Source organism: Cupriavidus sp. GW823-FHT07B10, from assembly GCF_058794355.1.
In genome coordinates, this window is the sequence record NZ_JBXAGS010000008.1 from 244878 (window position 1) to 268659 (window position 23782).

21 protein-coding genes are annotated in these 23782 nt (G+C 68.1%); 11 read left to right on the top strand and 10 right to left on the bottom strand.

From position 1 onward, the window contains the following. Window positions 1-10: 10 nt before the first annotated feature. The 7 genes from AC1Q6V_RS19060 to AC1Q6V_RS19090 form a co-directional block, all read right to left on the bottom strand. Window positions 11-1021 (bottom strand): ABC transporter ATP-binding protein, encoded by a 1011-nt coding sequence (locus AC1Q6V_RS19060; protein ID WP_439670009.1) that lies wholly within the window; start codon window positions 1019-1021, stop codon window positions 11-13. A 46-nt stretch (window positions 1022-1067) separates the two neighbouring features. Next, window positions 1068-2069, bottom strand: coding sequence for an ABC transporter ATP-binding protein (locus AC1Q6V_RS19065; RefSeq protein ID WP_454749287.1), 1002 nt, complete (start codon window positions 2067-2069; stop codon window positions 1068-1070). A 24-nt stretch (window positions 2070-2093) separates the two neighbouring features. Beyond that, window positions 2094-3761 (bottom strand): ABC transporter substrate-binding protein, encoded by a 1668-nt coding sequence (locus tag AC1Q6V_RS19070; protein WP_454749297.1) that lies wholly within the window; start codon window positions 3759-3761, stop codon window positions 2094-2096. Window positions 3762-3887: 126 nt separating this feature from the next. Further along, window positions 3888-4805 carry an ABC transporter permease gene (locus AC1Q6V_RS19075; protein ID WP_010811699.1) on the bottom strand — a complete coding sequence of 306 codons (918 nt, stop codon included), beginning with the start codon at window positions 4803-4805 and terminating at the stop codon, window positions 3888-3890. Then, window positions 4805-5761 carry an ABC transporter permease gene (locus AC1Q6V_RS19080; RefSeq protein ID WP_011616772.1) on the bottom strand — a complete coding sequence of 319 codons (957 nt, stop codon included), beginning with the start codon at window positions 5759-5761 and terminating at the stop codon, window positions 4805-4807. The genes AC1Q6V_RS19075 and AC1Q6V_RS19080 overlap by 1 nt, the downstream gene beginning before the upstream one ends. Window positions 5762-6058: 297 nt before the next feature. After that, window positions 6059-7198, bottom strand: a complete 1140-nt coding sequence (locus AC1Q6V_RS19085) for an acyl-CoA dehydrogenase family protein (protein WP_010811697.1) — start codon at window positions 7196-7198, stop codon at window positions 6059-6061. Window positions 7199-7252: 54 nt separating this feature from the next. Then, window positions 7253-8437, bottom strand: coding sequence for an acyl-CoA dehydrogenase family protein (locus tag AC1Q6V_RS19090; protein WP_011616773.1), 1185 nt, complete (start codon window positions 8435-8437; stop codon window positions 7253-7255). Window positions 8438-8970: 533 nt separating this feature from the next. On the opposite strand from AC1Q6V_RS19090, the gene AC1Q6V_RS19095 reads away from it, so the two are divergent. Then, window positions 8971-10356 carry an MFS transporter gene (locus AC1Q6V_RS19095; RefSeq protein ID WP_454749286.1) on the top strand — a complete coding sequence of 462 codons (1386 nt, stop codon included), beginning with the start codon at window positions 8971-8973 and terminating at the stop codon, window positions 10354-10356. Then, window positions 10353-12431, top strand: a complete 2079-nt coding sequence (locus tag AC1Q6V_RS19100; protein WP_454749285.1) for a 3-hydroxyacyl-CoA dehydrogenase NAD-binding domain-containing protein — start codon at window positions 10353-10355, stop codon at window positions 12429-12431. The genes AC1Q6V_RS19095 and AC1Q6V_RS19100 overlap by 4 nt, the downstream gene beginning before the upstream one ends. Window positions 12432-12480: 49 nt before the next feature. Here AC1Q6V_RS19100 and AC1Q6V_RS19105 read toward each other — a convergent pair whose 3' ends face one another. From AC1Q6V_RS19105 to AC1Q6V_RS19115, 3 genes are all read right to left on the bottom strand, one after another. Continuing rightward, window positions 12481-12972 (bottom strand): DUF421 domain-containing protein, encoded by a 492-nt coding sequence (locus AC1Q6V_RS19105; protein ID WP_454749284.1) that lies wholly within the window; start codon window positions 12970-12972, stop codon window positions 12481-12483. A gap of 161 nt (window positions 12973-13133) precedes the next feature. Further along, complete coding sequence (locus AC1Q6V_RS19110; protein ID WP_454749283.1) at window positions 13134-14126, bottom strand: Bug family tripartite tricarboxylate transporter substrate binding protein; 993 nt, start codon at window positions 14124-14126, stop codon at window positions 13134-13136. A 112-nt stretch (window positions 14127-14238) separates the two neighbouring features. Beyond that, on the bottom strand, window positions 14239-15333 hold the full coding sequence (locus tag AC1Q6V_RS19115) for a porin (RefSeq protein WP_010811691.1): 1095 nt from the start codon (window positions 15331-15333) through the stop codon (window positions 14239-14241). A gap of 314 nt (window positions 15334-15647) precedes the next feature. On the opposite strand from AC1Q6V_RS19115, the gene AC1Q6V_RS19120 reads away from it, so the two are divergent. The 9 genes from AC1Q6V_RS19120 (at window position 15648) to AC1Q6V_RS19160 (ending at window position 23750) form a co-directional block, all read left to right on the top strand. Then, window positions 15648-16532, top strand: a complete 885-nt coding sequence (locus tag AC1Q6V_RS19120; protein WP_010811690.1) for an alpha/beta fold hydrolase — start codon at window positions 15648-15650, stop codon at window positions 16530-16532. A gap of 250 nt (window positions 16533-16782) precedes the next feature. Next, complete coding sequence (locus tag AC1Q6V_RS19125) at window positions 16783-17088, top strand: recombinase-like helix-turn-helix domain-containing protein (RefSeq protein ID WP_010811689.1); 306 nt, start codon at window positions 16783-16785, stop codon at window positions 17086-17088. 40 nt (window positions 17089-17128) lie between these two features. Continuing rightward, window positions 17129-18190, top strand: coding sequence for an aromatic ring-hydroxylating dioxygenase subunit alpha (locus tag AC1Q6V_RS19130; protein ID WP_011616776.1), 1062 nt, complete (start codon window positions 17129-17131; stop codon window positions 18188-18190). Then, window positions 18183-18956, top strand: a complete 774-nt coding sequence (locus AC1Q6V_RS19135) for an SDR family oxidoreductase (RefSeq protein WP_454749282.1) — start codon at window positions 18183-18185, stop codon at window positions 18954-18956. The genes AC1Q6V_RS19130 and AC1Q6V_RS19135 overlap by 8 nt, the downstream gene beginning before the upstream one ends. 34 nt (window positions 18957-18990) lie before the next feature. Continuing rightward, a complete protein-coding gene (locus AC1Q6V_RS19140; RefSeq protein ID WP_454749281.1) occupies window positions 18991-19527 on the top strand; it encodes a cupin domain-containing protein in 537 nt (178 codons plus the stop codon). Window positions 19528-19565: 38 nt separating this feature from the next. Further along, window positions 19566-20420 (top strand): IclR family transcriptional regulator, encoded by an 855-nt coding sequence (locus AC1Q6V_RS19145; protein WP_058697875.1) that lies wholly within the window; start codon window positions 19566-19568, stop codon window positions 20418-20420. 5 nt (window positions 20421-20425) lie between these two features. Continuing rightward, window positions 20426-21229: an SDR family oxidoreductase gene (locus AC1Q6V_RS19150; RefSeq protein ID WP_454749280.1), complete on the top strand. Its 804-nt coding sequence runs from the start codon at window positions 20426-20428 to the stop codon at window positions 21227-21229. Next, window positions 21222-22937: a thiamine pyrophosphate-binding protein gene (locus tag AC1Q6V_RS19155; RefSeq protein ID WP_454749279.1), complete on the top strand. Its 1716-nt coding sequence runs from the start codon at window positions 21222-21224 to the stop codon at window positions 22935-22937. The genes AC1Q6V_RS19150 and AC1Q6V_RS19155 overlap by 8 nt, the downstream gene beginning before the upstream one ends. 12 nt (window positions 22938-22949) lie before the next feature. Next, the gene (locus AC1Q6V_RS19160) at window positions 22950-23750 is read left to right on the top strand and encodes an aspartate dehydrogenase (protein WP_454749278.1); all 801 of its coding nucleotides are present in this window, start codon (window positions 22950-22952) and stop codon (window positions 23748-23750) included. Window positions 23751-23782 lie beyond the last annotated feature (32 nt).

Below are 23782 nucleotides of genomic sequence, written 5' to 3' on the forward strand. Positions count from 1 at the left end.
TAGCACACGCTCAAGTGTAGAGGTGGCAGGCCACCATCTGGCCATCCGGCTGCGCCTGCAGCGCCGGGTCTTCGCTGCGGCAACGCGCCATCGCCACCGGGCAGCGGGTATGGAAGCGGCATCCCGACGGCGGATTCATCGGGCTCGGCACCTCGCCCTGCAGCACGATGCGCTTGCGGCTGCGCTCGCCTTCCACGCTGGCCACCGGCACCGCCGACAGCAGCGCCTGGGTGTAGGGATGGCGGGGGCGGGCGTAGAGCGCCTCGCGGCTCGCGATCTCGACGATGCGGCCCAGGTACATCACCGCGATGCGGTCGCTGATATGCCGCACCACGGCCAGGTCGTGCGCGATGAACAGGTAGGACAGGCCAAGCCGCCGCTGCAGCGACATCAGCACGTTGACCACCTGCGCCTGGATCGACACGTCGAGCGCCGACACCGGCTCATCGCAGACGATGACGCTGGGCCCGAGCGCCAGCGCGCGGGCGATGCCGATGCGCTGGCGCTGCCCGCCGGAGAACTCGTGCGGGTAGCGGTCCGCCATATAGGGCAGCAGCCCGACCATGTCCAGCAACTCCGCCACGCGCGCGCGGCGGGCGCTGCGACCGCCGGGGAAATCATGCACCTCCAGCGGTTCGCTGATGATGTCGCTGACCTTCATGCGCGGGTTCAGGGAGCCGAAGGGATCCTGGTAGACCATCTGCACGCTGCGCCGGAATTGCTGCTCCTGCGCCCGCGTGAAGCTGGCCAGGTCGGCGCCGCGGAAGGCGATGCGCCCGGCGCTGGCGGCCAGCATCTTGAGGATGGCAAGCCCGGTGGTGGACTTGCCGCAGCCGCTTTCGCCGACCAGGCCCAGGGTCTCGCCACGGCGCAGCGTGAACGACACGCCGTCGACCGCCCTGACCGAGCCCACCTGGCGCTTGAGCAGCACGCCGCGCGTGACCGGGAAATGCACCTTGAGGTCGTCGATGCGCAGGATCTCATCGCCACTCTGCACGTCGGCCCGCACGTCATGCTGCATGCCCGCCTGCACACCGCCGTTGCCCGTTGCCGGCTCCGCTATCGCTTCAATGGAGTTCATGGAGGAAGCACGCCTTGAAATGTTGGTCGGAAAGCTGCCGCGTGGCCGCGTCCGGCACGCCGAGCAACGGCGGCCGGGCGCTGCGGCACTGGTCGATCGCCTGCTTGCAGCGCGGCAGGAAGGCGCAGCCCGGGCCCAGCGCAGTCAGGTCGGGCGGCTGGCCTTCGATGGGAACCAGCGGCTCCCGGGTGTCGCCGCCAATGCGCGGCACGGAGGCCATCAGCCCGCGTGTGTAGGGGTGGGCGGGCTGCCGGTACAGGGCCTCGGCGGAGGCGGTTTCCACCAGCCTGCCGCCGTACATCACGGCAACCCGGTCGGCATAGCGCGCCACCACGCCCAGGTCATGCGTGATCAGGATCAGTGCCGTGCCCATGCGCTCGGCCAGGTCCTTCAGCAGGTCCAGGATCTGGGCCTGCACGGTGACGTCGAGCGCGGTGGTGGGCTCGTCGGCGATGATCAGCCGCGGCTCGCAGGCCAGTGCCATGGCAATCATCGCGCGCTGCCGCATGCCGCCCGAAAACTGGTGCGGATAGGCTGAAAGCCGGCTCTGGGGCTCGGGGATCTGGACCTTGCCGAGCAGCTCGCCGGCCATCCCCAGCGCGGTCTTCCAGGGCAGTCCGCGATGCAGGTGGATGGGCTCGGCAATCTGCTTGCCGATGGTGAGCGCCGGGTTCATCGATGACATCGGCTCCTGGAAGATCATCGCGATCCGGTTGCCGCGGATGGCACGCATGCCGCGGGGGCCGAGCCTGAGCAAGTCCTGGCCCTCGAACACGATCTCGCCGGAGTCGATCGAACCGCCCGGGGCGGGGATCAGGCCCAGTATCGACAGCGCCGTCACACTCTTGCCCGAGCCGGATTCACCGACGATGGCCAGGGTCTCGCCCGGGGCCACGTCGAACGAGACCTGGTCGACCGCGGTCACCACGCCGCGATCGGTGCGAAAGCGCGTGGTGAGGTCCCTGACCTGCAGGATGGGCTGCGTCATGCGTGTCTCCTCGGGTGGCGCGGCTCAGAAGCCAAGCTTCTTCTTCATGTCCTGGTCGATCCACATGCGTGCATAGATCGGCCCGGGCCGCACCGCGCCCGCGCGCAGCTCGCCGCCGTAGTTGCGCACCCATGGCCACCAGGCGGTGTACATGTAGGGCGTGGGCAGCCAGATATAAGGCGCCTCGGCCAGGATGTCGCGCGTCAGCCCGCGCAGCGCTTCCTGCCGCTTGCCGAGATCGCGCAGCTCAAAGGCGGCTTCGACCCGCTTCGTGTAAGCGTCGTTGCCCCACTGCGCGGCGTTCCATACCTGTCCCGGCACGAAGCTCTTGCGGATCGTGGTGGTGGGATTGGTATGGCCGTTGGCCATCATGTAGCCGGGCGCATTGGTCCGCGTCGTCATCGCGGACAGGAATGCGCCGTACTCCATCGGCTGGATCTCGATGCGCACATTGACCTGTTCCAGGTACGCGGCAATCAGCGGCAGCAGCTCCATATGGTCCGGCGCGCAGGCGCATACCTGCACCTTGAACTTGAAGCCCTTGGGGTAGCCGGCCTCGGCCAGCAGCTTGCGGGCCTTGTCGGGGTTGTAGGTGAAGAGCTCCTTCACGTTCTCAGGCATGGCGCTGAGCGGCTCGAAGTAGCCCTCGTAGTCCGGGTGCTGCGGATAGGCAAACAGCTCCGCGTTGCCGCCGTAGTACTGCTTGACGATCTCCTGCTTGTTGACCGCCATGTTGAGCGCGCGGCGCACGCGGATATCGTTGAAGGGCTTGGTGTCCACGCGCATGGCCAGGTATTGCCCGGTGAAGGACAGCCAGCGCGACCACTGCAGCTGCGGCGCGCTCTTCTTCAGCTCTTCCACCGAGGTCCAGCGTATGCCTTCCATGACGTCGAGCTTGCCCGTGCGCAGCATGGTGTTGCGCGTGGCTTCGTCCTTGATGGTGCGCAGCACCATCTTGTCGACGAAGGGCAGCTTGAAATCCTTGCTGCCCACCTTCTCGGTATCCCAGTACAAGGCGTTGCGCGTATAGGTGCTGGCGTTGCCCTGCACGAACTGGGTCAGCTGGAACGGGCCGCTGCCATTGACGTGCTTCCAGTTGCCGGCGCCGGCGCTGGCCACCTCCTTCGGCATGATGCCGGAGTAGTAGCCCCAGCCGAAGCGGTAGTCCCACTCGGCGTTGTACTTGCTGAAGCGGAACAGCACCGTATGCTTGTCCTTCGCCTCCACCTTGGCCAGGTGGTCGAAATAGGTGGGGATCTTCTTCGCGCTTTCGGCCTGGCGCGTGTAGCTGAAGACCACGTCGTCCGCCACCAGTTCGCGCTCTTCCATCACGCCGGGCTTGGCCGGGAACCTGACGCCCTTGCGCAGCCTGACTTCCAGCGTCTGCGGATCGAGCCACTTCCAGCTTTCGGCCAGCTCGCCGCGGATGGCGTCCTCGGGCAGCCACGCGTCGGCCTGGAAGCTGTACTTGCCGCCGAGGCGCCTGGACTTGGACAGGTCGGCCACGAACAGCTGCTCGTAGACCTGGCCGGTGTCGTAGTTCTGCTTCCAGTTCCAGTCGGCCAGGTCCCATGACAGGGCCGAGATGGTCGGGTAGACCGAGCCGATCTCCAGCGTGCCGCCGTATTTGGGCGCGTCGCTCTGCGCGTTGGCCGTGGCCGCGCACAATGCGAGCACCACGCCCGCCAACATCGAGGATGCCTGTGTGTTCAAACCGAAGCCCTCCGTGGTCGACTGCCGTTGGCCCGGCGGCATCGCCGCCGGGAGATTCCGTGCCCCACCGCGCTAGCGGCAGGGGACTGCAATTCGGGACAGGTGCTAGCGTGTGCCGCGCATGCGCGGGTCCAGCAGGTCGCGCAGGGCGTCGCCGTAGATGTTGATCGCGTAGACCACGATGGTGAGGCAGATGCCCGGCGCCAGCGCCAGCCAGGGGCCCTGGAACATGAAGGTGCGCCCATCGCCGGACAGCATGCCGCCCCAGGTCGGCGCGGGCGGCGGCACGCCCAGGCCCAGGAAGGACAGGCCCGATTCCGCCAGGATTGCCGTGCCAACCCGGGTGGTGAACAGCACGATCACCGGGGGCAGCACATTGGGCAGGATATGGCGCCACAGGATGCGCGTGGTGGACGCGCCCATCGACTGCGCGGCGTGGACATACATGTTCTCGCGCACCGAGACCACCGCGCTGCGCACGATGCGCGAGCCGCCGATGCCAAGCAGCAGCCCCAGCGTGCAGACGATCTGCCAGCTGCCCGGGCCCAGCACCGAGACCACCACGATCAGGATCACGAGGTCCGGGAAGCTCATCCAGGCATCGACCATGCGCTGCACGATCAGGTCCAGCTTGCCGCCGAGGTAGCCGGTCAGGATGCCGAGCAGCACCGAGATCGCCGTGGCCAGCGTGGCCGCGCTCAGGCCGATCACCACCGACAGTTGCGCGCCGTACAGGCAGCGCGACAGCATGTCGCGGCCAAGGTTGTCGGTGCCGAACGGATGCGCCCAGGAGGGCGCCTGCAGCCGCTGCAGCATGCTGATCTCGTTCATGCCGTACGGCGCCAGCAGGTCGGCGAACACGCCGCAGAACAGGAAGATGGCGCAGATGACGGCGCCGGCGGCGCCCAGCGGCTTGTCGCGGAACAGCCGCCTGAGCAGCCCGCGGCCGGGCACGGCGCGCCGGACCGGTGCGGCAGCGGCCGCGGGGGCGGCGGGATTGGGGTGCAGGGCGGGCTTGGCCATCAGCGGTGCCTCACTTTCGGATCGAACAGCCCGTAGCTCAGGTCGACGAGCAGGTTGATCAGCATCACCGCGACACCCACCACCAGGAATACGCCGGTGATGACCGGATAGTCGCGCTGGTGCACGGCGTCGAGCAGCAGCAGGCCCATGCCGGGCAGCGCGAAGATCTGCTCGATGATGACCGCGCCGCCGATCAGCAGCGGCGCCTGCAGCCCGATCAGCGTCACCACCGGGATCAGCGCATTGCGCAAGGCGTGGCGCAGCACTACCAGGCGCTCGCTCAGGCCCTTGGCCCAGGCCGTGCGGATATAGTCCTGGCGCAGCACCTCCAGCATCATGGTGCGCGTCATGCGCATGGTGATGGCGGACAGCGCCATGCCCAGCACGATGGCGGGGATCAGCATGTTGCGCACATGCTGCACCGGGTCTTCATGGAAGGGCACGTAGCGGGCCTCGGGCGACCAGCCCCACCAGACCGACGGGAACACCATCACCATGGTGCCTAGCCAGAAGCTGGGGATGGCCAGCATCAGGATGGAGAACGAGCGCGCGATATAGTCGGCGGCGCTGTCCTGGCGGATGGCCGACAGCACGCCGATCGGCAGCGCCACCGACAGCGCCACCACCAGCGCGATCACGCCCAGCGAGAAGGTGGCGGGAATGCGCGCGGTCACCATCGACAGCACCGGCTCGCCCTGCCACAGCGACTGGCCCAGGTCGCCGCGCAGCACGATGCCGCCGACCCAGTGCACATACTGCTGCCACATCGGGCGGTCCATGCCGAGGGCGCGGACCAGGTCTTCACGGGTACGGGTATCGGCGCTGATGTCGTTCTGGCTCAGCATCAGGTCGACCACATCGCCCGGCACCATGCGCACGATGGTGAAGACGATCAGGCTGGCAAACAAGAGCGTGGGAATCAGCGCCAGCAGCCGGCGCAGCACGTAGGCGCTCATCGCAGCCCTGCCTTGGCGCGGCTAGCCGAAACGGAAGATACCGGCAACACGAATCTGCATGATGCTTGGTACATGTCGTCTCCTGTCTCCCGATCCCCTTGCATCCGCCAGCACCGGATCATGCTGCTGAGGGGGGGTGATTTCTTGATATTGCGCCAGTGGCGAAATACCGTTGCGGGTGGTCTTGCGAGGCCGTGATCCCAGCATACTGATCGTTCGAAACGAAAACAACCCGATCGCCGCGCGGAAAAGCTAGTGGTTTTCCATGGTCCCGCGGCGGTATGCGGGACGCGCCGGCTAGTAGCCGCGCAGCGTCGCCCAGCGCTGCAACTGGACGTTGGTATCGCCGAGCAGTTCCTGGGCGGTGCGTGCCCGCTTCATGAAGAAGCCGATCTCCAGCGCATCGGTCATGCCGATGCCGCCATGCATCTGCACGCCCTCCTGCACGGCCAGAGTCGCGGTGGTGCCAGCGCGCGCCTTGGCCACGCAGACCAGGCCGGCGGCGTCGTCCGTGCCGGCATCGAGCCGCTGCTGGCACTGCAGCACGGCGGCGCGGGTGATCTCGATCTCGGTGAACAGGTGCGCGGCGCGGTGCTGCAGCGCCTGGTACTCGCCGATGATGCGGCCGAACTGGCGGCGCTCCTTCAGGTAGGCAAGCGTGCGGTCGAAGGTTTCGTCGGCGATGCCGAGCAGTTCGGATGCCAGCACGGCGCGGCCCACGTCCAGCACGCGCTCCAGCATGGCGGCGCCATTGCCGGGGGTGCCCAGCACAGCGGCGGCCGGCAGCCGGACCTCGCGCAGGGTCACGCGCGCCGCATTGGTGGCGTCGGCCATGACCGTGCGCTCGATCGAGAGGCCGGCGCTGCCGGCGGGCACCAGGAAGAGCGTGATGCCGTCGCGGTCGTCGCGCGCGCCGGCGGTGCGCGCCGCCACGATCAGGGTGTCGGCGACGTGGCCATCGACGACAAAGACCTTGTCGCCATCGAGGCGGAAGCCGTCGCCGTCGGCGCTTGCGCGCAGGGCATGGCGCGTGGGCCGGTGCCTGGCGCTCTCTTCCAGTGCCAGCGCGGTCAGGTGCTGGCCGGCGGCGATGGCGGGCAGCATCGCCGTGCGCTGCGCATCGCTGCCGTAGTGGCTGAGCAGCGCCGCGCCCAGCACGGCGGTGGACAGGAACGGCGAGGGCGCCAGCGTGCGCCCGATCGCTTCCATGATGACGCCGGCCTCCACTACGCCCAGGCCGCTGCCGCCATATTGCTCGGGCACCAGCACGCCGGCGAAGCCGAGTTCAGCGAGCTGCTGCCACAAGGCGCGGGAGAAGCCGGTCTCGTCGCGGGTATCGCGCAGCATGCGCAGCGCGGAGATCGGGGCGGATTCGCGCAGGAAGGTCAGGGCGCTGTCGCGCAGCATTTCCTGCGTCTGGTTCAGTACGATGGGCATGGGCGGACTCGTGTCTGGGTACGGGGCAGCGGGGGGAAGCGCACGGGGCCGGGCTCAGGCGCCCGGCAGGCCGAGCAGGCGCTTGGCGACGATGTTGAGCTGGACCTCGCTGGTGCCGCCCTCGATCGAGTTCGCCTTGCTGCGCAGCCACGCGCGTGCCAGCGCGCCCTGCTGGCTGCGCTCGCTTTCCCATTCCAGCGCGTCGCTGCCGCCGATCGACATCAGCAGCTCGTAGCGGCGCTTGTTCAGTTCCGCGCCGTAGTACTTGAGCACCGACGAGAACGCCGCGATGCCCTCGCCCTGGCGGGCCAGGTCGCGCACCCGCTCGCCGGCCGCGGCAAAGGCGGCTTCGTCGATCTCGAACTGCGCGACGCGTGCGCGCAGCATCGGCTCGTCGAGCCGGCCGGCGGCGTCCAGCCCGATGGCCTTTGCCGCATGCGCGCCAAGCGGCTGCCGCATGCCGCGGCTGCCGATGGCGCTGATCATCTCGCGCTCGTGGGTGAGCAGGTACTTGGCAATCTCCCAGCCGCCGTTGAGCTCGCCGACCAGCTGTGCGCGCGGCACCGCGACGTCGTCGAAGAAGGTCTCGCAGAAGGGGGATTTGCCGGAGATCAGCAGGATGGGCCGGGTCGTCACACCCGGCGTTTCCATGTCGAACAGCAGGAAGCTGATGCCGGTGTGCTTTTGCGCCGCAGCATCGGTGCGCACCAGGCAGAAGATCCAGTCGGCCTGGTCGGCATAGGACGTCCACACCTTCTGGCCGTTGACCAGGAAATGATCGCCGCGGTCCTCGGCGCGGGTCTGCAGCGCGGCCAGGTCGGAACCGGCGTTGGGCTCGGAGTAGCCCTGGCACCAGCGGATTTCGCCGCGGGCGATGCGGGGCAGGTGCTCGCGCTTCTGGGCTTCGGTGCCGTACCTGAGCAGGGCGGGGCCAAGCATGGAGATGCCGAAACTCTGCAGCGGCACGCGGCAGCCGAGCCGGGCCATTTCCTCGCGCAGCACCTTGGCCTGCTCGCGCGCCAGGCCGGCGCCGCCGTATTCCGTGGGCCATTCGGGCACGGTCCAGCCCTTGTCGGCCATGCGGCCAAGCCACTGGCGCTGGGCCTCGGACTGGAAGCGGAACCTGCGCCCGCCCCAGCAGATGTCGTCTTCGTTGCGCACCGGCTGCCGCATCTCGGCCGGACAGTTCTGCTCCAGCCAGGCGCGCGCCTGCTGCCGGAAGGTCTCCAACTCGTCCACGCGTGTCTCCTTGTGCTCAGGTGCCTTTCGCTGGACGCCTCTTTCTCTGGCGCGCTGCCGGTGAGGTCGCCCGCACCTGGCTGGTCGGCCAGGCGGCGTATCCCGTTATACAAGTCGCATCTGGCAGCGTCAATACTCAATTACCTAAAATGGATGTGGCGGGAGCAGCGGCCGGATCTCCGATGTGCGTGCATTGCAGGCCATGGGTCATGTCTGAGGTTGCGCTGCAGCACGAAAAATCCGGGGAAATAAGCGGTAATTCGACGTAGTCACCCAGTGAAAGGAAGGGCGGGCGTTGAAGATGTTTCCTGTGGTAGCATCCATTCAAAACATACTGCTATCACTAAAAAACGGGATGCGCCGGTTGCGTGCGATGCCGGACAGGCAGCTTGCCAACGCAGACCGGTGCCATAGGGAGACCAAGCCGTGCCCGTCGTCATGCCTTCGCTCGACCAGCGAACCGTTTCGTATCCCGGTGCCCGGGCGCCGGACCGCGTGCGCTGGGTGGATTCAGGCGGCACAGGTCTCGGCGCATGACAGGCGAGCGGACCCCCGAGCGGGTAGCCGGCCCCGACGAGGGGCCTGACCTGAGCGCGCATGAACAGGCTGAGCGGTGCTATCTCCAGCATGTCGACCAGCACCTGCCGCGCAACGCCCGCGCCTACCTGGCGCACGGCATGCTGGGCATGACCGGGTTCCGGCTGGTGACCGCGCCCACCTTCGTGCCGGCCTACCTGTACCTGCTGTCCGGCTCCAAGCTGACTGTCGGCATCGTGCTGTCCGCGCAATATGCGGGCATGGCCGCGTCGTCGATCTGGGGCGCCACGCTGATCGAGCACCGCCCGCGCGTCATGCCGCTGATCTATCTGGTGGGCTGGCTGGTGCGCGCGCAGATCCTGGGGCTGGCGCTGTCGGCGCTGTGGCTGTCGGGGCGGGCGGCGCTGGTCGCGGCGGGCATCTTCCTGCTGCTGTTCGGGCTGCTCAACGGCGTGCAGAACGTCAGCTTCAACTACCTGACCTCCAAGATCATCCCACTGGCGCGCCGCGGCCGGCTGACCGCGCTGCGCAATTTCTGCGGCGGGCTCACCGCGGCCGCGGTGGCGTGGCTGGGCGGGCGCTACCTGGTGGGCAACCAGGTGCTGGGCAACGGCTATGCCGCCACCTTCCTGGCGGCCTTTGTGCTGACCAGCATCGGCATTTCAGCGCTCACGCAGATGCGCGAGCCGACCCTGCACGACGTGCGCCTGCCGGCGGGCTTCCTGCGCCGCCTGGCCGAGGTGCCGGCGCTGCTGCGTGCGGACCGCGATTTCGTGCGCTTTTTCGTGGCGCGCGCGCTGGTGGCGTCCGGCATGATGGCGATGCCGTTCTATGCGATCTATGCCGGCACCCATATCGACCTGTCCGGTGCGGTGCTGGGCTACATGAGCCTGGGCTACCTGCTGGCGCAGACCACCAGCAGCCTGGCCTGGGGCCGCATCGCCGACCGCCACGGCTACCGGCTGGTGTTCCTGGCCAGCATCGCGCTGTGGGTGGCGGCAACGCTGCTGCTGTTGTGCGGCTCCACGCTGCCCGGCTTCCTGCTTGCCTTCTGTGGGCTGGGGGCCGCCTTTGGCGGCTTCTTCATCTCGGCTGACAACCTCGTGATGGAGTTCGGCAGCCGCAAGGACCGGCCCATGCTGCTGGCGGTGTCCGATACCGCCACCTACGCGATGATGGCCATCGGCCCGGTCTGCGGCGGCCTGCTGGCCCAGGGCGTGCGCTTCTGGGTGGTGTTCGCGCTCGCCATCGTGGTCAAGTGCGCCGCCTTCGTGCTGGCCCTGCGCATTGTCGACCCGCGCCGGCGCAGGGCGGCGCTTGAGCATCCGCCGGGCCTGCACCGGCACCCCACACCGATTCAATCCAGGAGAACCGATCCATGACCGCCATCAACGCCGTGACCGACCTCACGGTGGACGCCGACATCGCCGTCCTGAGCCTCGACTCGCCCCCCGTCAATGCACTGTCCGCCGCCGTGCGCAGCGGCATCCGCGACGGCATGGCGCGCGCGCTCGCCGACGATGCCGTCAAGGCCGTGGTGCTGATCTGCGCCGGCAAGACCTTTGTCGCGGGCGCGGACATCACCGAGTTTGGCAAGCCGCCGGCGGGCCCGTCGCTGGCGGAGGTGCAGGCCATGATCGAGGACGCGCCCAAGCCGGTGGTGGCTGCCATCCACGGCACCGCGCTCGGCGGCGGGCTGGAGCTGGCGCTGGTGTGCCACTACCGCATTGCCACGCGCTCGGCAAAGTGCGGGCTGCCGGAAGTCAATCTCGGCCTGCTGCCGGGGGCGGGCGGCACCCAGCGGCTGCCGCGTATCGTGGGCCCGGAACAGGCGCTGGAGATGGTCACCTCGGGCACGCACGTGGCGGCCAGCGCAGCGGCGGAGATGGGTCTGGTCGACCTGCTGACCGATGACGCTTCGTTGCGTGCCGACGCGGTGGCGTTCGCACGCAAGGTGGTGGCCGAGAAGCGGCCCCTGCGCAAGGTGCGCGAATCCGATGACAAGGTGGCGGCCGCGCGCGGCAAGCCGGAACTGTTCGCTGCCTTCCGCAAGGCCAATGCGCGGCGCTTTCGCGGCTTCGATGCGCCCGAGTTCAATATCCGCTGCATCGAGGCGGCGGTGGAGCTGCCATTCGAAGCCGGCCTGAAGCGCGAGCGCGAGCTGTTCACCGAACTGCTCAACGGCACGCAGTCGGCGGCCCAGCGCTACTACTTCTTTGCCTCGCGCCAGGTATGGAACGTGCCGGATGTGGGAGCCGACACGCCCGCCCTTGCGGTCAGGCGCATCGGCATCGTCGGCGCGGGCACCATGGGCGGCGGCATCGCCATGAACTTCCTCAACGCCGGCTATCCGGTGACCATCGTCGAGTCCTCGCAGCAGGCGCTGGACCGCGGCCTGAAGACGATCCGGGCCAACTACGACAACACCGCGCGCAAGGGGCGCCTGAGCGCGGCCGATGTCGAGGCCCGCATGGCGCTGCTCACGCCCACGCTGGACCTGCAGCTGCTGGCCGATGCCGACCTGATCATCGAAGCGGTGTTCGAGAACATGGAGGTCAAGCAGGAGCTGTTCGGCAAGCTGGACCGGATCGCCAAAGCGGGCGCCATCCTTGCCACCAATACCTCGGCGCTGGACGTGAACGTGATCGCGGCCGCGAGCTCGCGCCCGGAGGCGGTCATCGGCCTGCATTTCTTCTCGCCCGCCAACGTGATGAAGCTGCTGGAAGTGGTGCGCGGCGACAAGACCGCAAAGCCGGTGATCCGCACCGCGATGGAACTCGCGCGCAAGATCGGCAAGGTCGCGGCGCTGGTCGGGGTATGCCCGGGTTTTGTCGGCAACCGCATGCTGGCCCAGCGCCAGCGCGAGGCCCAGAAGCTGGTGCTGGACGGGGCGCTGCCGTGGGACGTGGACCGCGTGCTGTACGACTTCGGCTTTCCGATGGGCCCCTTCGCCATGAGCGATCTCGCCGGGCTTGACCTTGGCTGGGTGCGCGAGAAGTCCAGCGGCTCGACGCTGCGCGAGGTGCTGTGCGAGATGGACCGCCGCGGGCAGAAGGCCGGCGCCGGCTACTACGACTACGACGAACAGCGCAACGCGAAGCCGTCGCCGGTGGTCGAGCAGGTCATTCGCGACTTCGCCGCGAAACAGGGCAGGAACAGCCGCGTGGTGTCGGAGCAGGAGATCCTGGAGCGCTGCATCTATCCGATGATCAACGAAGGCGCGAAGATCCTGCAGGAAGGCAAGGCGATCCGCGCCTCGGACATCGACGTGATCTGGGTGAACGGCTACGGCTGGCCGGTGTATCGCGGCGGCCCGATGTTCTATGCCGACACCATCGGGCTGGACCAGGTGCTGGCGGCGATGCGGCGCTATGAGGCGCTGTATGGCGCGGACTTCGCGCCGGCGCCACTGCTGGAAAAACTGGCGGCGCAGGGGCGCAGGTTCGCCGATCTCTAAGGCAGCAAGGGCTGCCTCGGCCGGCCGGTGCCATGCGCCGGCCAGGCGCTTACTTCTTCTTGACCACGCTGACCTTGCCGTCGGCCTCCAGGTACAGCGCCTTGACCTCGCCGATCGATTCCAGGCCCTCCTGCCGGTACTTGGCTTCGAGCTCTTCGTCGGTGATGGATTCGCGCCCCATGTTCTCGCGCAGCTTGGTGCCATTGCGCACCAGCAGCACCTTCCTGGGTTCGGCAAAGCGCTGGAAAGCGGGGGAGTGGTAGGCCAGCAGGTCGATCAGCCGGTTCCAGGCGATCAGCGTGACCACCAGCAGCACGGCATCGGCGACGCTCTCGCCGTTGCCTGCCATGCCGTTCTGCGCGGCGTCGGCGACGATCACCACCAACAGCAGGTCGGCGATGCCCAGCGAGCCGATGTCGCGCCGGACCACGAAGCGGAACAGCAGGAACAGCACCCAGTACATCAACGTGCCGCGCACGATGATCTCGAGCGGGGACAGGGTCAGGAGGAGGGCTTCGCGCCAGTCGAACGACAGGTCCATGCGCGCTACCCAGCAACTTCCGGGCCACTTTGCAACGATGGCGGCTGTGGCGCGGGAGTCGCCGCGCCGCGGGTAATTCTTACACCTGGCGCGTACGGTTTGCTGCGCTGAAAGCCAGGCGTCCCGCACGCGGCGGGGACGCCTGGCGGTCCGGCCTCAGGCTAGTCCGCCTGGATGCCGAACTCCTTGACCACCTTGGTGTAGCGGGCGGTGTCGGCGGCGATCAGCTTCGACAGCACCGCCGGCTCGCCGCCCGCAGGCGTGACCGCGATGGTGGCCATGCGCGCCACCACGTCGGGCATCTTCAGGATCTCGTTGACGTGCGTGTTGAGCGTGCGCACCAGGTCGGCCGGCATGCCCTTGGGTCCGAGCAGGGCCTGCCAGGCGCCGATTTCCACGTCCTTGTAGCCCAGCTCGGCCAGCGTCGGCACGTTGGGCGCGAACGGCGAGCGCTTCTGGTCCGCAACCGCCAGCGGCACCAGGCTGCCGTTGCCGACATACTGCGAGATTGCGCCATAGGTGATGTAGGTCACCGGCACCTGCCCGCCGATCACGTCGACGATGGCCGGCGCCAAGCCGCGGTAGGGCACCTGGCTGATCTTGATGCCGGCGGACTTGTTGAACATTTCGCCCATGATGTGCATCGGCGAGCCATTGCCGGGCGTGGCATAGGTTTCCACCTTGCCGGCCTTGGCGCGCGCCACCAGCTCGCTGACCTTGGTGATGCCGCTGCCCTTGTTGACGACCACGAACAGCGACTGCGTGCCGATCTGGCTGATGGGAGTGAGGTCGTGCTGCACGTCATAGCTGGCGCCGGTGCCGGCCTTGAGCACCAGCGGCGCGAGGGCGACGGTGTTGGGGGCCAGCAGCAGGGTGTAGCCGTCCGGGTTGGCGCGCGCCACGTAGGCGCTGCCGATGGTGCCGGCGGCGCCGGTGCGGTTTTCCACCACCACCGACTGCTTCAGGCGCGGGGCGAGCTTTTCCGCGAACAGGCGCGCCAGCACGTCGACGTCGCCGCCGGCCGGATAGGCTACAACGATGGTGACGGGCTTGTTCGGGTACGCACCCTGGGCCAGGGCGGTGCCGCCGGTGGCAGCGACCAGGGCGGTCGCGGCGGCCAGCGTGGCGAGTACTTTGCGGCGTACGGACTTCATGATGTTCAGACCTCTGTAAGACGTGGCGCCCGGACGGGCCGGGGCCAATGGCTGTGTTGGCGTCCGGCGCCTTGCATGCGCCGGACGGTACCGCCGGGGGGCGCGGAGGAAATCAGAAAACGTGCTTGATGCCGATCATCGAGCCCCACTGGTTCTCGCCCGGGCGCGGGTTCGAGCCAGGCGAGCCGCCGCTGACCGACATGGCCAGCTGGCCGCCGTTGTTGATGAAGCCGGCGGTGGCGTACACCGAGGTGCGCTTGCTGAAGCTGTACATCGCGCGCAGCGTATACAGCATGGCCTGGTTGTCGCTGCCGTGGTAGTTCAGGAAGTAGACCTGGCCGGCCAGGTTGACCGCGGGGGTGATGTCGTAGGACGCGCCGGCGTAGTACAGGTCGCTGATCGGGGTGGGGCTGCCCTCGTTGTCGCGGCGGATCCAGCCGGCGCCGATCTTGGTGCGCTGGAACAGCATGTAGCCGCCGAGCGACAGGCGGTCGTCGGTCAGGTTGCTGTTGGTCAGGCCGCCGAAGGCGCCCGGGCCGCCGCGCTGCGAGTCATACGCGGCGGTGACGCCCCAGGTCTTGTTGTCGTAGCCGAGCATGGCCGACCACTGGCGGCACGCCTTCTTGTCGGTGGCGTTCTCGCCGGCGCAGTTGGTGCCCGAGGGGCTGGGGCCGGCGTTGACCGCATCGCGCCCGAAGCTGTAGGTGGCGCCCACCACGAAACCGCTGAAGTTGGCCTTGTACGACACCGCGTTGTCGGCGCGCGTATTGGGCAGGTAGCTGTCGAGCGAGCCCGAGCCGTACACGTTGGGCCCCAGGACATCGCTGTCGAGCGTGGCCCAGAACAGCATGGTGTACTGGCGGCCGAACGACAGCTGCCCGTACTGGTTGCTCAGCCCGACCAGCGCCTGGCGCCCGAACAGGCGGCCGCCCTGGTTGGAGGTGCCCGAATCCGGCGAGAAGCCCGACTCCAGCACGAAGATGCTCTTCAGGCCGCCGCCAAGGTCTTCAGTGCCGCGGATGCCCCAGCGCGAGGGCACGGTCGCGGTCAGGTTGGGCATGCGCACCAGGCCGTCGCCGTTGGCGCCGACATTGCTCACATACTCGACGCCCGTGTCGATGACCCCGTACAGGGTGACCGAGGATTGTGCCGAGGCCAGCAGGGGGAAAGCCGCGGCCAGGCCTGCGGCGATTCGTGCAAGTTTCATCTACCAGTTTCCTTCCGTTTTCCGTTTTGTCGTCTTGTCGTCCGCTGCCACTGCGGATGGCGGCTGCGGATGCTGTTTCGGTCTCTTTTGTGTTTTATATATGAAACATCAAACAACATAAGAAACGTCAAGCAAAATATAGCTGCGAGTTTCCACAAGATGTGAGGAGGGTTATCCCTAGTGAGGCGACGCCGCGACGGCTAACGCCGGCTCTGCGCGGAGGTTTCCGATCTTTCTATCGTTAACCCTCATCCCGGCTGGGCCCCGACACGCCTATGCTTTAAAAGTTTTATTCTCAAACCTAAGTTTTATATATGGAACAAAATCAGCCCCACATCCTGGCCGAGCCAGACCGGCAGTTGCTGGAAGCCCTCGACAGCGGGTTTGCCCAGCGCGTGGTGCAGGTGGGCGCGGACGGCGAGCGCGTGGCTTACCGCAGCGGCGGGAGCACGGGCCCGGCGGTCGTGCTGCTGCACGGCATCAGTTCCGGGGCGGCGTCGTGGCTGCCGTGCGCGAGCCTGCTGGCCGCGCACGCGCGGGTGATCGCCTGGGATGCGCCGGGCTATGGCGATTCGTCGCCGCTGCCGCAGGCGCGACCGCTGGCGTCGGACTACGCGCAGCGGCTGGACCGGCTGCTGCAGGCACTGGGCGTGCAGCCGGCGTTGATCGTCGGGCATTCGCTGGGCGCGCTGATGGCGGCGGCCTATGTTGCCAACGCGCGCCAGCTGCCCGCGCGCCTGCTGTTGCTCAGCGTGGCGCAAGGCTACGGCGGCGCGGGCAGGGAGGCACAGGCAAGGGAAGTGGCGCGGCAGCGGCTGGAGGCGCTGGAATCCCTGGGCGTCGATGGCCTGGCGCAACGCGGCCCGGCCCGGCTGCTGAGCGAGGAAGCCGACCCCGGCGCCCAGGCATGGGTGCGCTGGAACATGCAGCGGCTGAACCCGGACGGCTACCGCCAGGCGGTGGCGATGCTGTGCGGCGACGACATCCACGCCTACCTGGCGCGGCGCCCCGATGCCTTGCCCACGCAGATCGCCTGCGGCAGCCGCGATGTCGTCACCACGCCGCCAGCCTGCGGCACGCTGGCCGAACGCTTCGGCCTGCCGTTCTCGCTGATCCCCGATGCCGGCCACGCCTGCTATATCGACCAGGCCGCCGCCACCGCGCGGCTGATCCGCTCGGTGCTGGACGACGCCACCTGAAGCCACTGCGGCGGCGCCTGCCGCCGCATCCCGAGCGGTGTCGCGCAGCTTGCGCCACCCGTTCCAGATTTCGTATGCCGATCGCGGGTTAACCCCAGTCAATTTTTGCGGCCGCGTTGTCTATAGTCGTACCTGTGTTCAATATCTAAACCAGTGTTTCATTAGTAAAACGTAGCCAGGCGATCGCAAGACCGGTCGGCGAGGCACGCGGAACACGGTCCCCCCGCTGCAAGACATGGAGCAAAGCGCAATGGAAAGCCTCTCGTACAACCCGAACCTGGTGCCCTGGGAGCGTCCGGCGCCGAACAACGTGGCAGGCAAGGGCCATATCGAGCAGCCCGGCAAGGTCGCCAACATCGTCTGGCAGACCCGCGCCGCCGCGCCGACCGCCTATGAGAACGCGCTGGGCGATGCCCTCGAAGCCGCGTTCGAAGGCGGCGCGCAGAACCCGCAGGACATCGTGCGCGCCTTCAATGACGCCGGCTTCCTGGGGGTGGACGGCCAGCCCTGGACCGAAGAGCGCTTCCTGTCCGAAATGCGCCGGCTGGGTGCCTGAGCCCGCCCCAGTCCAAGTCCAGCCTCGAAGCGAGAAAACCATGGAATCGAACAAGCAAGCCCGCACCGAAGCCCGCCTGAACACCGGCCTGCGCAACTACTGGTACCCGGTCGCCGCCTCGTGGGCGGTGTCCCATGCCCCGATCGGCATTACCCGCCTGAGCCAGAACATCGTGCTGTGGCGCGACGGCGAAGGCCAGGTCCACGCCCTGGAAGACCGCTGCCCGCACCGCGGCGCGCGCCTGTCGATGGGCTGGAACCTGGGCGACCGCGTTGCCTGCTGGTACCACGGCGTCGAGGTCGGCGGCGATGGCCAGGTCAAGAGCGTGCCGGCGGTGGAAAGCTGCCCGCTGGAAGGCCGCACCTGCGTGCGCAGCTACCCGGTGCAGGAGAAGGCCGGCGCCATCTTCCTGTGGTTCGGGGACCAGGCCCCGCAAGGCGAGGGCAGCCCCGACGAACTGCGCCTGCCGGAAGAACTGGTCAGCGAGGAACACAGCAACTTCCTGTGCGTGGCGCACTGGGACTGCAACTACCGCTACGCCATCGACAACGTGATGGACCCGATGCACGGCGCCTACCTGCATGCGGTGTCGCACTCGATGGCCAGCGGCGAGAAGTCCGCCGTGATGCAGGTGCGCGAGACCGAGCACGGCCTGGTGTTCGAGAAGACCGGCCAGCGCGGCGTCAATTTCGACTGGGTGGAATTTGGCGAGACCGGCACGCTGTGGCTGCGCCTGGCGATTCCGTACCGCGCCAGCGTCGGCCCCGGCGGCCCGTTCGGCATCGTCGGCATGGCCACACCGGTGGATGAAGACCACTGCATGGTGTTCTTCTGGCGTACCCGCCACGTGCAGGGCTGGGAGCGCGACGTGTGGCGCTTCCTGTACCGCAACCGCCTGGAGCAGCTGCACTGGGACGTGCTGGAGCAGGACCGCGTGGTGCTGGAAATGATGGCCCCGAACGCGCGCGACCACGAGATGCTGTACCAGCACGACGCCGGCATTACCCGCGTGCGCCGCCTGCTCAAGCGCCGCGCCGAGCAGGAAGTGGCCGACGAGCCCGTCGCCATGCTGCAACCCGCCGGAGCCGCCAGCCATGCCTGAGGCAAACACCAACAACACGCTGCTGGCCGGGCGCAAGGTGCTGGTCACCGGCGCCGCGCGCGGACTGGGCCTGGCCTTCGCCAAGGCGCTGGCCGAAGCCGGCGCCACCGTGGCCATGGCCGACATCCTGGCCGAGCGCCTGCAGCAGGAAGCCGACGCCCTGCGCGCCCGCGGCCTGAAGGTGGTGCCGGTCACGCTGGACCTGTCCGATCCGGCCTCGGTGCAGGCTTGCGCCGAGGCCGCGGTCAAGGCGCTGGGCGGGCTCGACGGCCTGGTCAACAACGCCGCCGTGACGGATTCCGGCGGCCGTGACGCCGCCGCCATCGACATCGCCACCTGGGACCGCGTGATGAACGTCAACGTGCGCGGCACCTGGCTGATGACCACCGCCTGCCTGCCGGCGCTGCGCGCCAGCGGCCGCGGCGCCATCGTCAACCTGGCTTCGGACACGCCGCTGTGGGGCGCGCCCAACCTGCTTGCCTACGTGGCGAGCAAGAGCGCCATCATCGGCATGACCCGTTCGCTGGCGCGTGAACTGGGCAAGGACCAGATCACGGTGAACGCCGTGGCCCCGGGCCTGACGCTGGTGGAAGCCACCGAATACGTGCCGCAGCACCGGCACGACCTGTACCGCGAGCAGCGCGCGATCACGCGCGAGCAACTGCCCGACGATGTTTGCGGCGCGGTGCTGTTTGCACTGTCCGACCTCGCCCGTTTCGTGACCGGCCAGACGCTGGCGGTCAACGGCGGCTTTGTCATGCATTGATCCAACCGATCCACTGAAAACAGAAGGAATCCAAATGAGCGATCTTTCTCAACCGCAAAACATCAAGCGTTCCTGGGACCAGCCGGAGAACGCTTCGTTCGACCAATGGATGGAAAGCCGCGTGGCGCGCTTCTCCACGCGCAAGTACGACTGGGACGCGCTGAAGTTCCAGGCCGACTACGACCCCAAGTACCGCCGCGCGCAGATGCGCTACCTGGGCACCGGCGGCACCGGCGTGGCCGCCGACACCAACACCGTGCCGAGCGAGCATTTCACCTTCTCCACCATGATCATCCCGGCCGGCCATGAAGGCCCGTCGCATATCCACACCGACGTGGAAGAGGTGTTCTTCATCCTGCGCGGCAAGGTCAAGCTGATCCTGGAAAAGGACGGCGAGCGCTACGAGACCATCCTGACCGACCGCGACCTGGTCTCGGTGCCGCCGGGCGTCTACCGCGAGGAAGTCAACATCGGCGAGGAAGACGCGCTGATGTGCGTGATGCTGGGTGCGAAGAAGCCGATCACGCCGACCTACCCGCCCGAGCATCCGCTGACGAAGATCAAGCGCTGATGCCGGCGAACGTCCGTCAGCACGCATCCACCGAAGCCATGAGCAGCAACCCCATCCCGGCCACGCCCGCCGCCAGCGAAACCCCGGACAAGTACATCGTCCCGGGCCTGGAGCGCGGCCTGCGCCTGCTGAGCGAGTTCAGCAGCAAGGACCGCACCATGTCGGCAGCGGAACTGGCGCGCCGCCTGAAGGTGCCGCGCTCGACCGTGTTCCGCCTGCTGGCCACGCTGGAAATGCTGGGCTTTGTCGAGCGCGCCGATGGCGGCCGGGATTTCCGGCTGGGCATGGCCGTGCTGCGCCTGGGGTTTGAATACCTGGCGTCGCTGGAGCTGACCGAGCTGGGCCGCCCGCTGCTGGAGCGGCTGCGCGACGAGATCGGCTATCCCAGCAACCTGGTGGTGCGCGACGGGCGTTCGATCGTCTACGTGGCCAAGGCGGTGTCGCCGCGGCCGTTTGCCAGCTCGGTCAACGTCGGCACGCGCCTGCCCGCGCATGCCACGGTGCTGGGGCGCGTGCTGCTGGAAGACCTGTCGCTGGCGGAGCTGCGCACGCTGTACCCGGAGACGCAGCTTGCGGTGTTTTCCGAGAGCACGCCGCGCACCGTTGACGAGCTGCACGAGATCGTGCAGCGCGACCGCGAGCGCGGCTACGTGCTGCAGGAAGGCTTTTTCGAAGCCAGCATTTCCACCATCGCCGCGCCCGTGCGCGACCGCACCGGCAAGGTGGTGGCGGCGTTGGGCGCCACCATCCCCGCCGCGCATATCGATCCGGCGCAACTGGATGCGATGGTGGAGAAGGTCAGGGATACCGCGGGCGAGTTGTCGCGCCTGCTCGACTACCGCCCGTCGCTGCGCAGCAGCGGCGCCAAGGTGGTGAATCTGTATCGGGAGTGAGGACAATGTCCATGATTGAACTCGGCGGCAAGGTTGCCGTCGTCACCGGCGGGTCCTCCGGCATCGGGCTGGCGACCGTCGAGCTGCTGCTCGAAGCGGGCGCCGCCGTGGCCATGTGCGGCCGCGACGAGAACCGACTGCGCAGCGCCGAAGCGCAGCTGCGCGAGAAATTCCCCGGGTGCCGGCTCCATGCCGCCACCTGCGACGTGCTCAAGCCTGAACAGGTCGCCGCCTTTGCCGCTGCCGTGCAGGCCACGCTGGGCAACGTCGACATGCTGGTCAACAACGCCGGCCAGGGCCGTGTCTCCACCTTCGCCAACACCGAGGACGCGGCCTGGACGGAAGAACTGCAGCTCAAGTTCTTCTCCGTGATCCACCCGACGCGCGCGTTCCTGCCGCAGCTTGAGAAGTCAGGCCAGGGCGCCATCGTCTGCGTCAACTCGCTGCTGGCGCAGCAGCCGGAGCCGCACATGGTGGCGACTTCCGCCGCGCGTGCCGGCGTGCTCAACCTGGTGCGCTCGATGGCCACCGAGTTTGCGCCCAAGGGCGTCCGCGTCAACGGCATCCTGATCGGCCTGGTCGAATCGGGCCAGTGGCGCCGCCGCTTCGAGGCGCGCCCTGAAGCAGACCGCCACCTGGACTGGGCCGCATGGACCGCGCGCCTGGCCCAGCAGAAACATATTCCCCTTGGCCGCCTGGGCCTGCCGGTCGAGGCAGCCCGCGCCATCCTGTTCCTTGCCTCGCCGTTGTCTTCGTACACCACGGGCAGCCATATCGATATCTCCGGAGGACACTCCCGTCATGCCTAATCAACAACAGTACGAGCAACAGCAGGTCACCGTCGGTTGCGCCATCACGGCGTTTCTCGAGCAGTGCGGAGTCAAGGCCGCCTTCGGCGTGATCTCGATCCACAATATGCCGATCCTCGACGCCATGGGCGAGCGCGGCAAGATCCGCTTCGTGCCGGCGCGCGGCGAAGCGGGCGGCACCAATATGGCCGATGCCTATGCCCGCACCACCGGTGGCCTGGGCGTGTGCCTGACCAGCACCGGCACCGCCGCGGGCAACGCCGCCGGCGCCATGGTCGAAGCGCTGACCGCCGGCACGCCGATGCTGCATATCACCGGCCAGATCGAAACGCCTTACCTGGACCAGAGCCTCGCCTACATCCACGAAGCGCCGGACCAGCTCACCATGCTCAAGGCCGTGTCCAAGGCCGCCTTCCGCATCCGCAGCGCCGACACCGCCATCAGCACCATCAAGCTGGCCGTGCAGACCGCGCTGACGGCGCCGACCGGCCCGGTCAGCGTGGAGATCCCCATCGACATCCAGGCCGCGCTGGTCGAGATGCCGGCCGACCTGCAGCCGCTGACGGTGCCGCAGCACGTGCCGTCGGCACATGCGCTGGACGCGCTGGCCGAGCGCCTGGCCAAGGCCAAGCGCCCGCTGCTGTGGCTGGGCGGCGGTGCGCGCCACGCCAGCAAGCAGGTGCAGCGCCTGCTGGACCTGGGCTTCGGCGTGGTCACCAGCACGCAAGGCCGCGGCATCGTGCCGGAAGACGATCCCCGTTCGCTGGGCGCCTACAACCTGCATAAGCCGGTCGAGGCCTTCTACCAGACCTGCGACGCGATGCTGGTGGTGGGCTCGCGCCTGCGCGGCAATGAAACCCTGAAGTACGAACTGAAGCTGCCGCGCCCGCTGCTGCGCATCGACGCCGACCCGGCCGCCGAAGGCCGCTGCTACCTGAGCGACTACTTTGTCAGCGGCGACGCCGCGCTGGCGCTGGACGCCCTGGCGGATCGGCTTGAAAAGCGCATGCAGATCGACCCGGCCTTCGCCGCCGACCTGCGCCGCGCCCATGACACCGCCGTCAACAGCCTGGTCGACGGCCTGGGCCCGTACTCGGCGCTGGTGCAGGCGCTGCAGGGCGCGGTCGGCCGCAGCTTCAACTGGGTGCGCGACGTGACCGTGTCGAACAGCACCTGGGGCAATCGCCATCTGCGCATCTTCGATTCGCGTGCCGGCGTGCATGCGCTGGGCGGCGGCATCGGCCAGGGCCTGGCGATGGGCATCGGCGCCGCGATCGGTGCTGCGGCGACCGCTTCGGGCAAGAAGACCTTCACGCTGGCCGGCGACGGCGGTTTTATCCTGAACCTGGGCGAACTGGCCACCGCGGTGCAGGAATGCGCCGACATGGTGATCGTGCTGATGAACGACAAGGGCTACGGCGTGATCAAGAACATCCAGGACGCCCAGTACGGCGGCCGCCGCCACTACGTGGACCTGCATACCCCGGACTACGCCACGCTGGCCAAGTCGCTGTCGCTGCGCCATGCGCGCGTGAGCAACCTGGCCGAGGTCGGCGCCGCGCTGGAAGCGGCCACGGTCGAGTCGGGCCCGTTCCTGCTGGAGATCGACATGCTGTCGATCGGTTCCTTCAAGACCATCTTCGCCGGCCCTCCGGTGAACAAGGACAACGAAGAGCCGGCGCGCGAACAAACCACTGTCACCGCCTGAGGGAGACCGGAGATGCTGCATGTGTCCATGGTTGGCTGCGGCGCGATCGGCCGCGGCGTGATGGAATTGCTCAAGAGCGATCCCGAGGTGGTGTTCGACGTGGTGATCGTGCCGGAGCACACGATGGACGAGGCCCGCGACGCGGTCACCGCGCTGGCGCCGGGCGCCCGCGTGGCGACGCACCTGGACGACCAGCGTCCCGACCTGCTGGTCGAGTGCGCCGGCCACCATGCGCTGGAAGAGCACATCGTGCCGGCGCTGGAACGCGGCATCCCGTGCATGGTGGTGTCGGTGGGCGCGCTGTCCGAGCCCGGCATGGCCGAGCGGCTGGAAGCGGCCGCGCGCCGCGGCGGCACCCAGGTGCAGCTGTTGTCAGGTGCGATCGGCGCGATCGATGCGCTGGCCGCGGCGCGTGTCGGCGGGCTGGACGAAGTCATCTACACCGGCCGCAAGCCGGCTCGCGCCTGGGCCGGCACGCCGGCCGAGCAGCTCTTCGACCTGGATGCGCTGACCGAGGCTACCGTGATCTTCGAAGGCACGGCCCGCGACGCGGCGCGTCTGTATCCCAAGAACGCCAACGTGGCCGCCACGGTGTCGCTGGCAGGCTTGGGGCTGGACCGCACCTCGGTCAAGCTGCTGGCCGACCCGCATGCGGTGGAGAACGTGCACCGCGTGGAAGCGCGCGGCGCCTTCGGCGGCTTCGAGCTGACGATGCGCGGCAAGCCGCTGGCGGCCAATCCCAAGACTTCCGCGCTGACCGTGTTCAGCGTGGTGCGCGCACTGGGAAACCGGGCGCACGCGGTATCGATCTAGTCCCGGCAGCCAACGTCCCACAGACTTAGCAG

Excerpts from the sequence above, each read along its gene's own strand:
- AC1Q6V_RS19060 (WP_439670009.1), bottom strand. The coding sequence starts at position 1,021 with ATGCAGCATGACGTGCGGGCCGACGTGCAGAGTGGCGATGAGATCCTG.
- AC1Q6V_RS19065 (WP_454749287.1), bottom strand. The coding sequence starts at position 2,069 with ATGACGCAGCCCATCCTGCAGGTCAGGGACCTCACCACGCGCTTTCGC.
- AC1Q6V_RS19070 (WP_454749297.1), bottom strand. The coding sequence starts at position 3,761 with ATGTTGGCGGGCGTGGTGCTCGCATTGTGCGCGGCCACGGCCAACGCG.
- AC1Q6V_RS19075 (WP_010811699.1), bottom strand. The coding sequence starts at position 4,805 with ATGGCCAAGCCCGCCCTGCACCCCAATCCCGCCGCCCCCGCGGCCGCT.
- AC1Q6V_RS19080 (WP_011616772.1), bottom strand. The coding sequence starts at position 5,761 with ATGAGCGCCTACGTGCTGCGCCGGCTGCTGGCGCTGATTCCCACGCTC.
- AC1Q6V_RS19085 (WP_010811697.1), bottom strand. The coding sequence starts at position 7,198 with ATGCCCATCGTACTGAACCAGACGCAGGAAATGCTGCGCGACAGCGCC.
- AC1Q6V_RS19095 (WP_454749286.1), top strand. The coding sequence starts at position 8,971 with ATGACAGGCGAGCGGACCCCCGAGCGGGTAGCCGGCCCCGACGAGGGG.
- AC1Q6V_RS19100 (WP_454749285.1), top strand. The coding sequence starts at position 10,353 with ATGACCGCCATCAACGCCGTGACCGACCTCACGGTGGACGCCGACATC.
- AC1Q6V_RS19105 (WP_454749284.1), bottom strand. The coding sequence starts at position 12,972 with ATGGACCTGTCGTTCGACTGGCGCGAAGCCCTCCTCCTGACCCTGTCC.
- AC1Q6V_RS19110 (WP_454749283.1), bottom strand. The coding sequence starts at position 14,126 with ATGAAGTCCGTACGCCGCAAAGTACTCGCCACGCTGGCCGCCGCGACC.
- AC1Q6V_RS19115 (WP_010811691.1), bottom strand. The coding sequence starts at position 15,333 with ATGAAACTTGCACGAATCGCCGCAGGCCTGGCCGCGGCTTTCCCCCTG.
- AC1Q6V_RS19120 (WP_010811690.1), top strand. The coding sequence starts at position 15,648 with ATGGAACAAAATCAGCCCCACATCCTGGCCGAGCCAGACCGGCAGTTG.
- AC1Q6V_RS19125 (WP_010811689.1), top strand. The coding sequence starts at position 16,783 with ATGGAAAGCCTCTCGTACAACCCGAACCTGGTGCCCTGGGAGCGTCCG.
- AC1Q6V_RS19130 (WP_011616776.1), top strand. The coding sequence starts at position 17,129 with ATGGAATCGAACAAGCAAGCCCGCACCGAAGCCCGCCTGAACACCGGC.
- AC1Q6V_RS19135 (WP_454749282.1), top strand. The coding sequence starts at position 18,183 with ATGCCTGAGGCAAACACCAACAACACGCTGCTGGCCGGGCGCAAGGTG.
- AC1Q6V_RS19140 (WP_454749281.1), top strand. The coding sequence starts at position 18,991 with ATGAGCGATCTTTCTCAACCGCAAAACATCAAGCGTTCCTGGGACCAG.
- AC1Q6V_RS19145 (WP_058697875.1), top strand. The coding sequence starts at position 19,566 with ATGAGCAGCAACCCCATCCCGGCCACGCCCGCCGCCAGCGAAACCCCG.
- AC1Q6V_RS19150 (WP_454749280.1), top strand. The coding sequence starts at position 20,426 with ATGTCCATGATTGAACTCGGCGGCAAGGTTGCCGTCGTCACCGGCGGG.
- AC1Q6V_RS19155 (WP_454749279.1), top strand. The coding sequence starts at position 21,222 with ATGCCTAATCAACAACAGTACGAGCAACAGCAGGTCACCGTCGGTTGC.
- AC1Q6V_RS19160 (WP_454749278.1), top strand. The coding sequence starts at position 22,950 with ATGCTGCATGTGTCCATGGTTGGCTGCGGCGCGATCGGCCGCGGCGTG.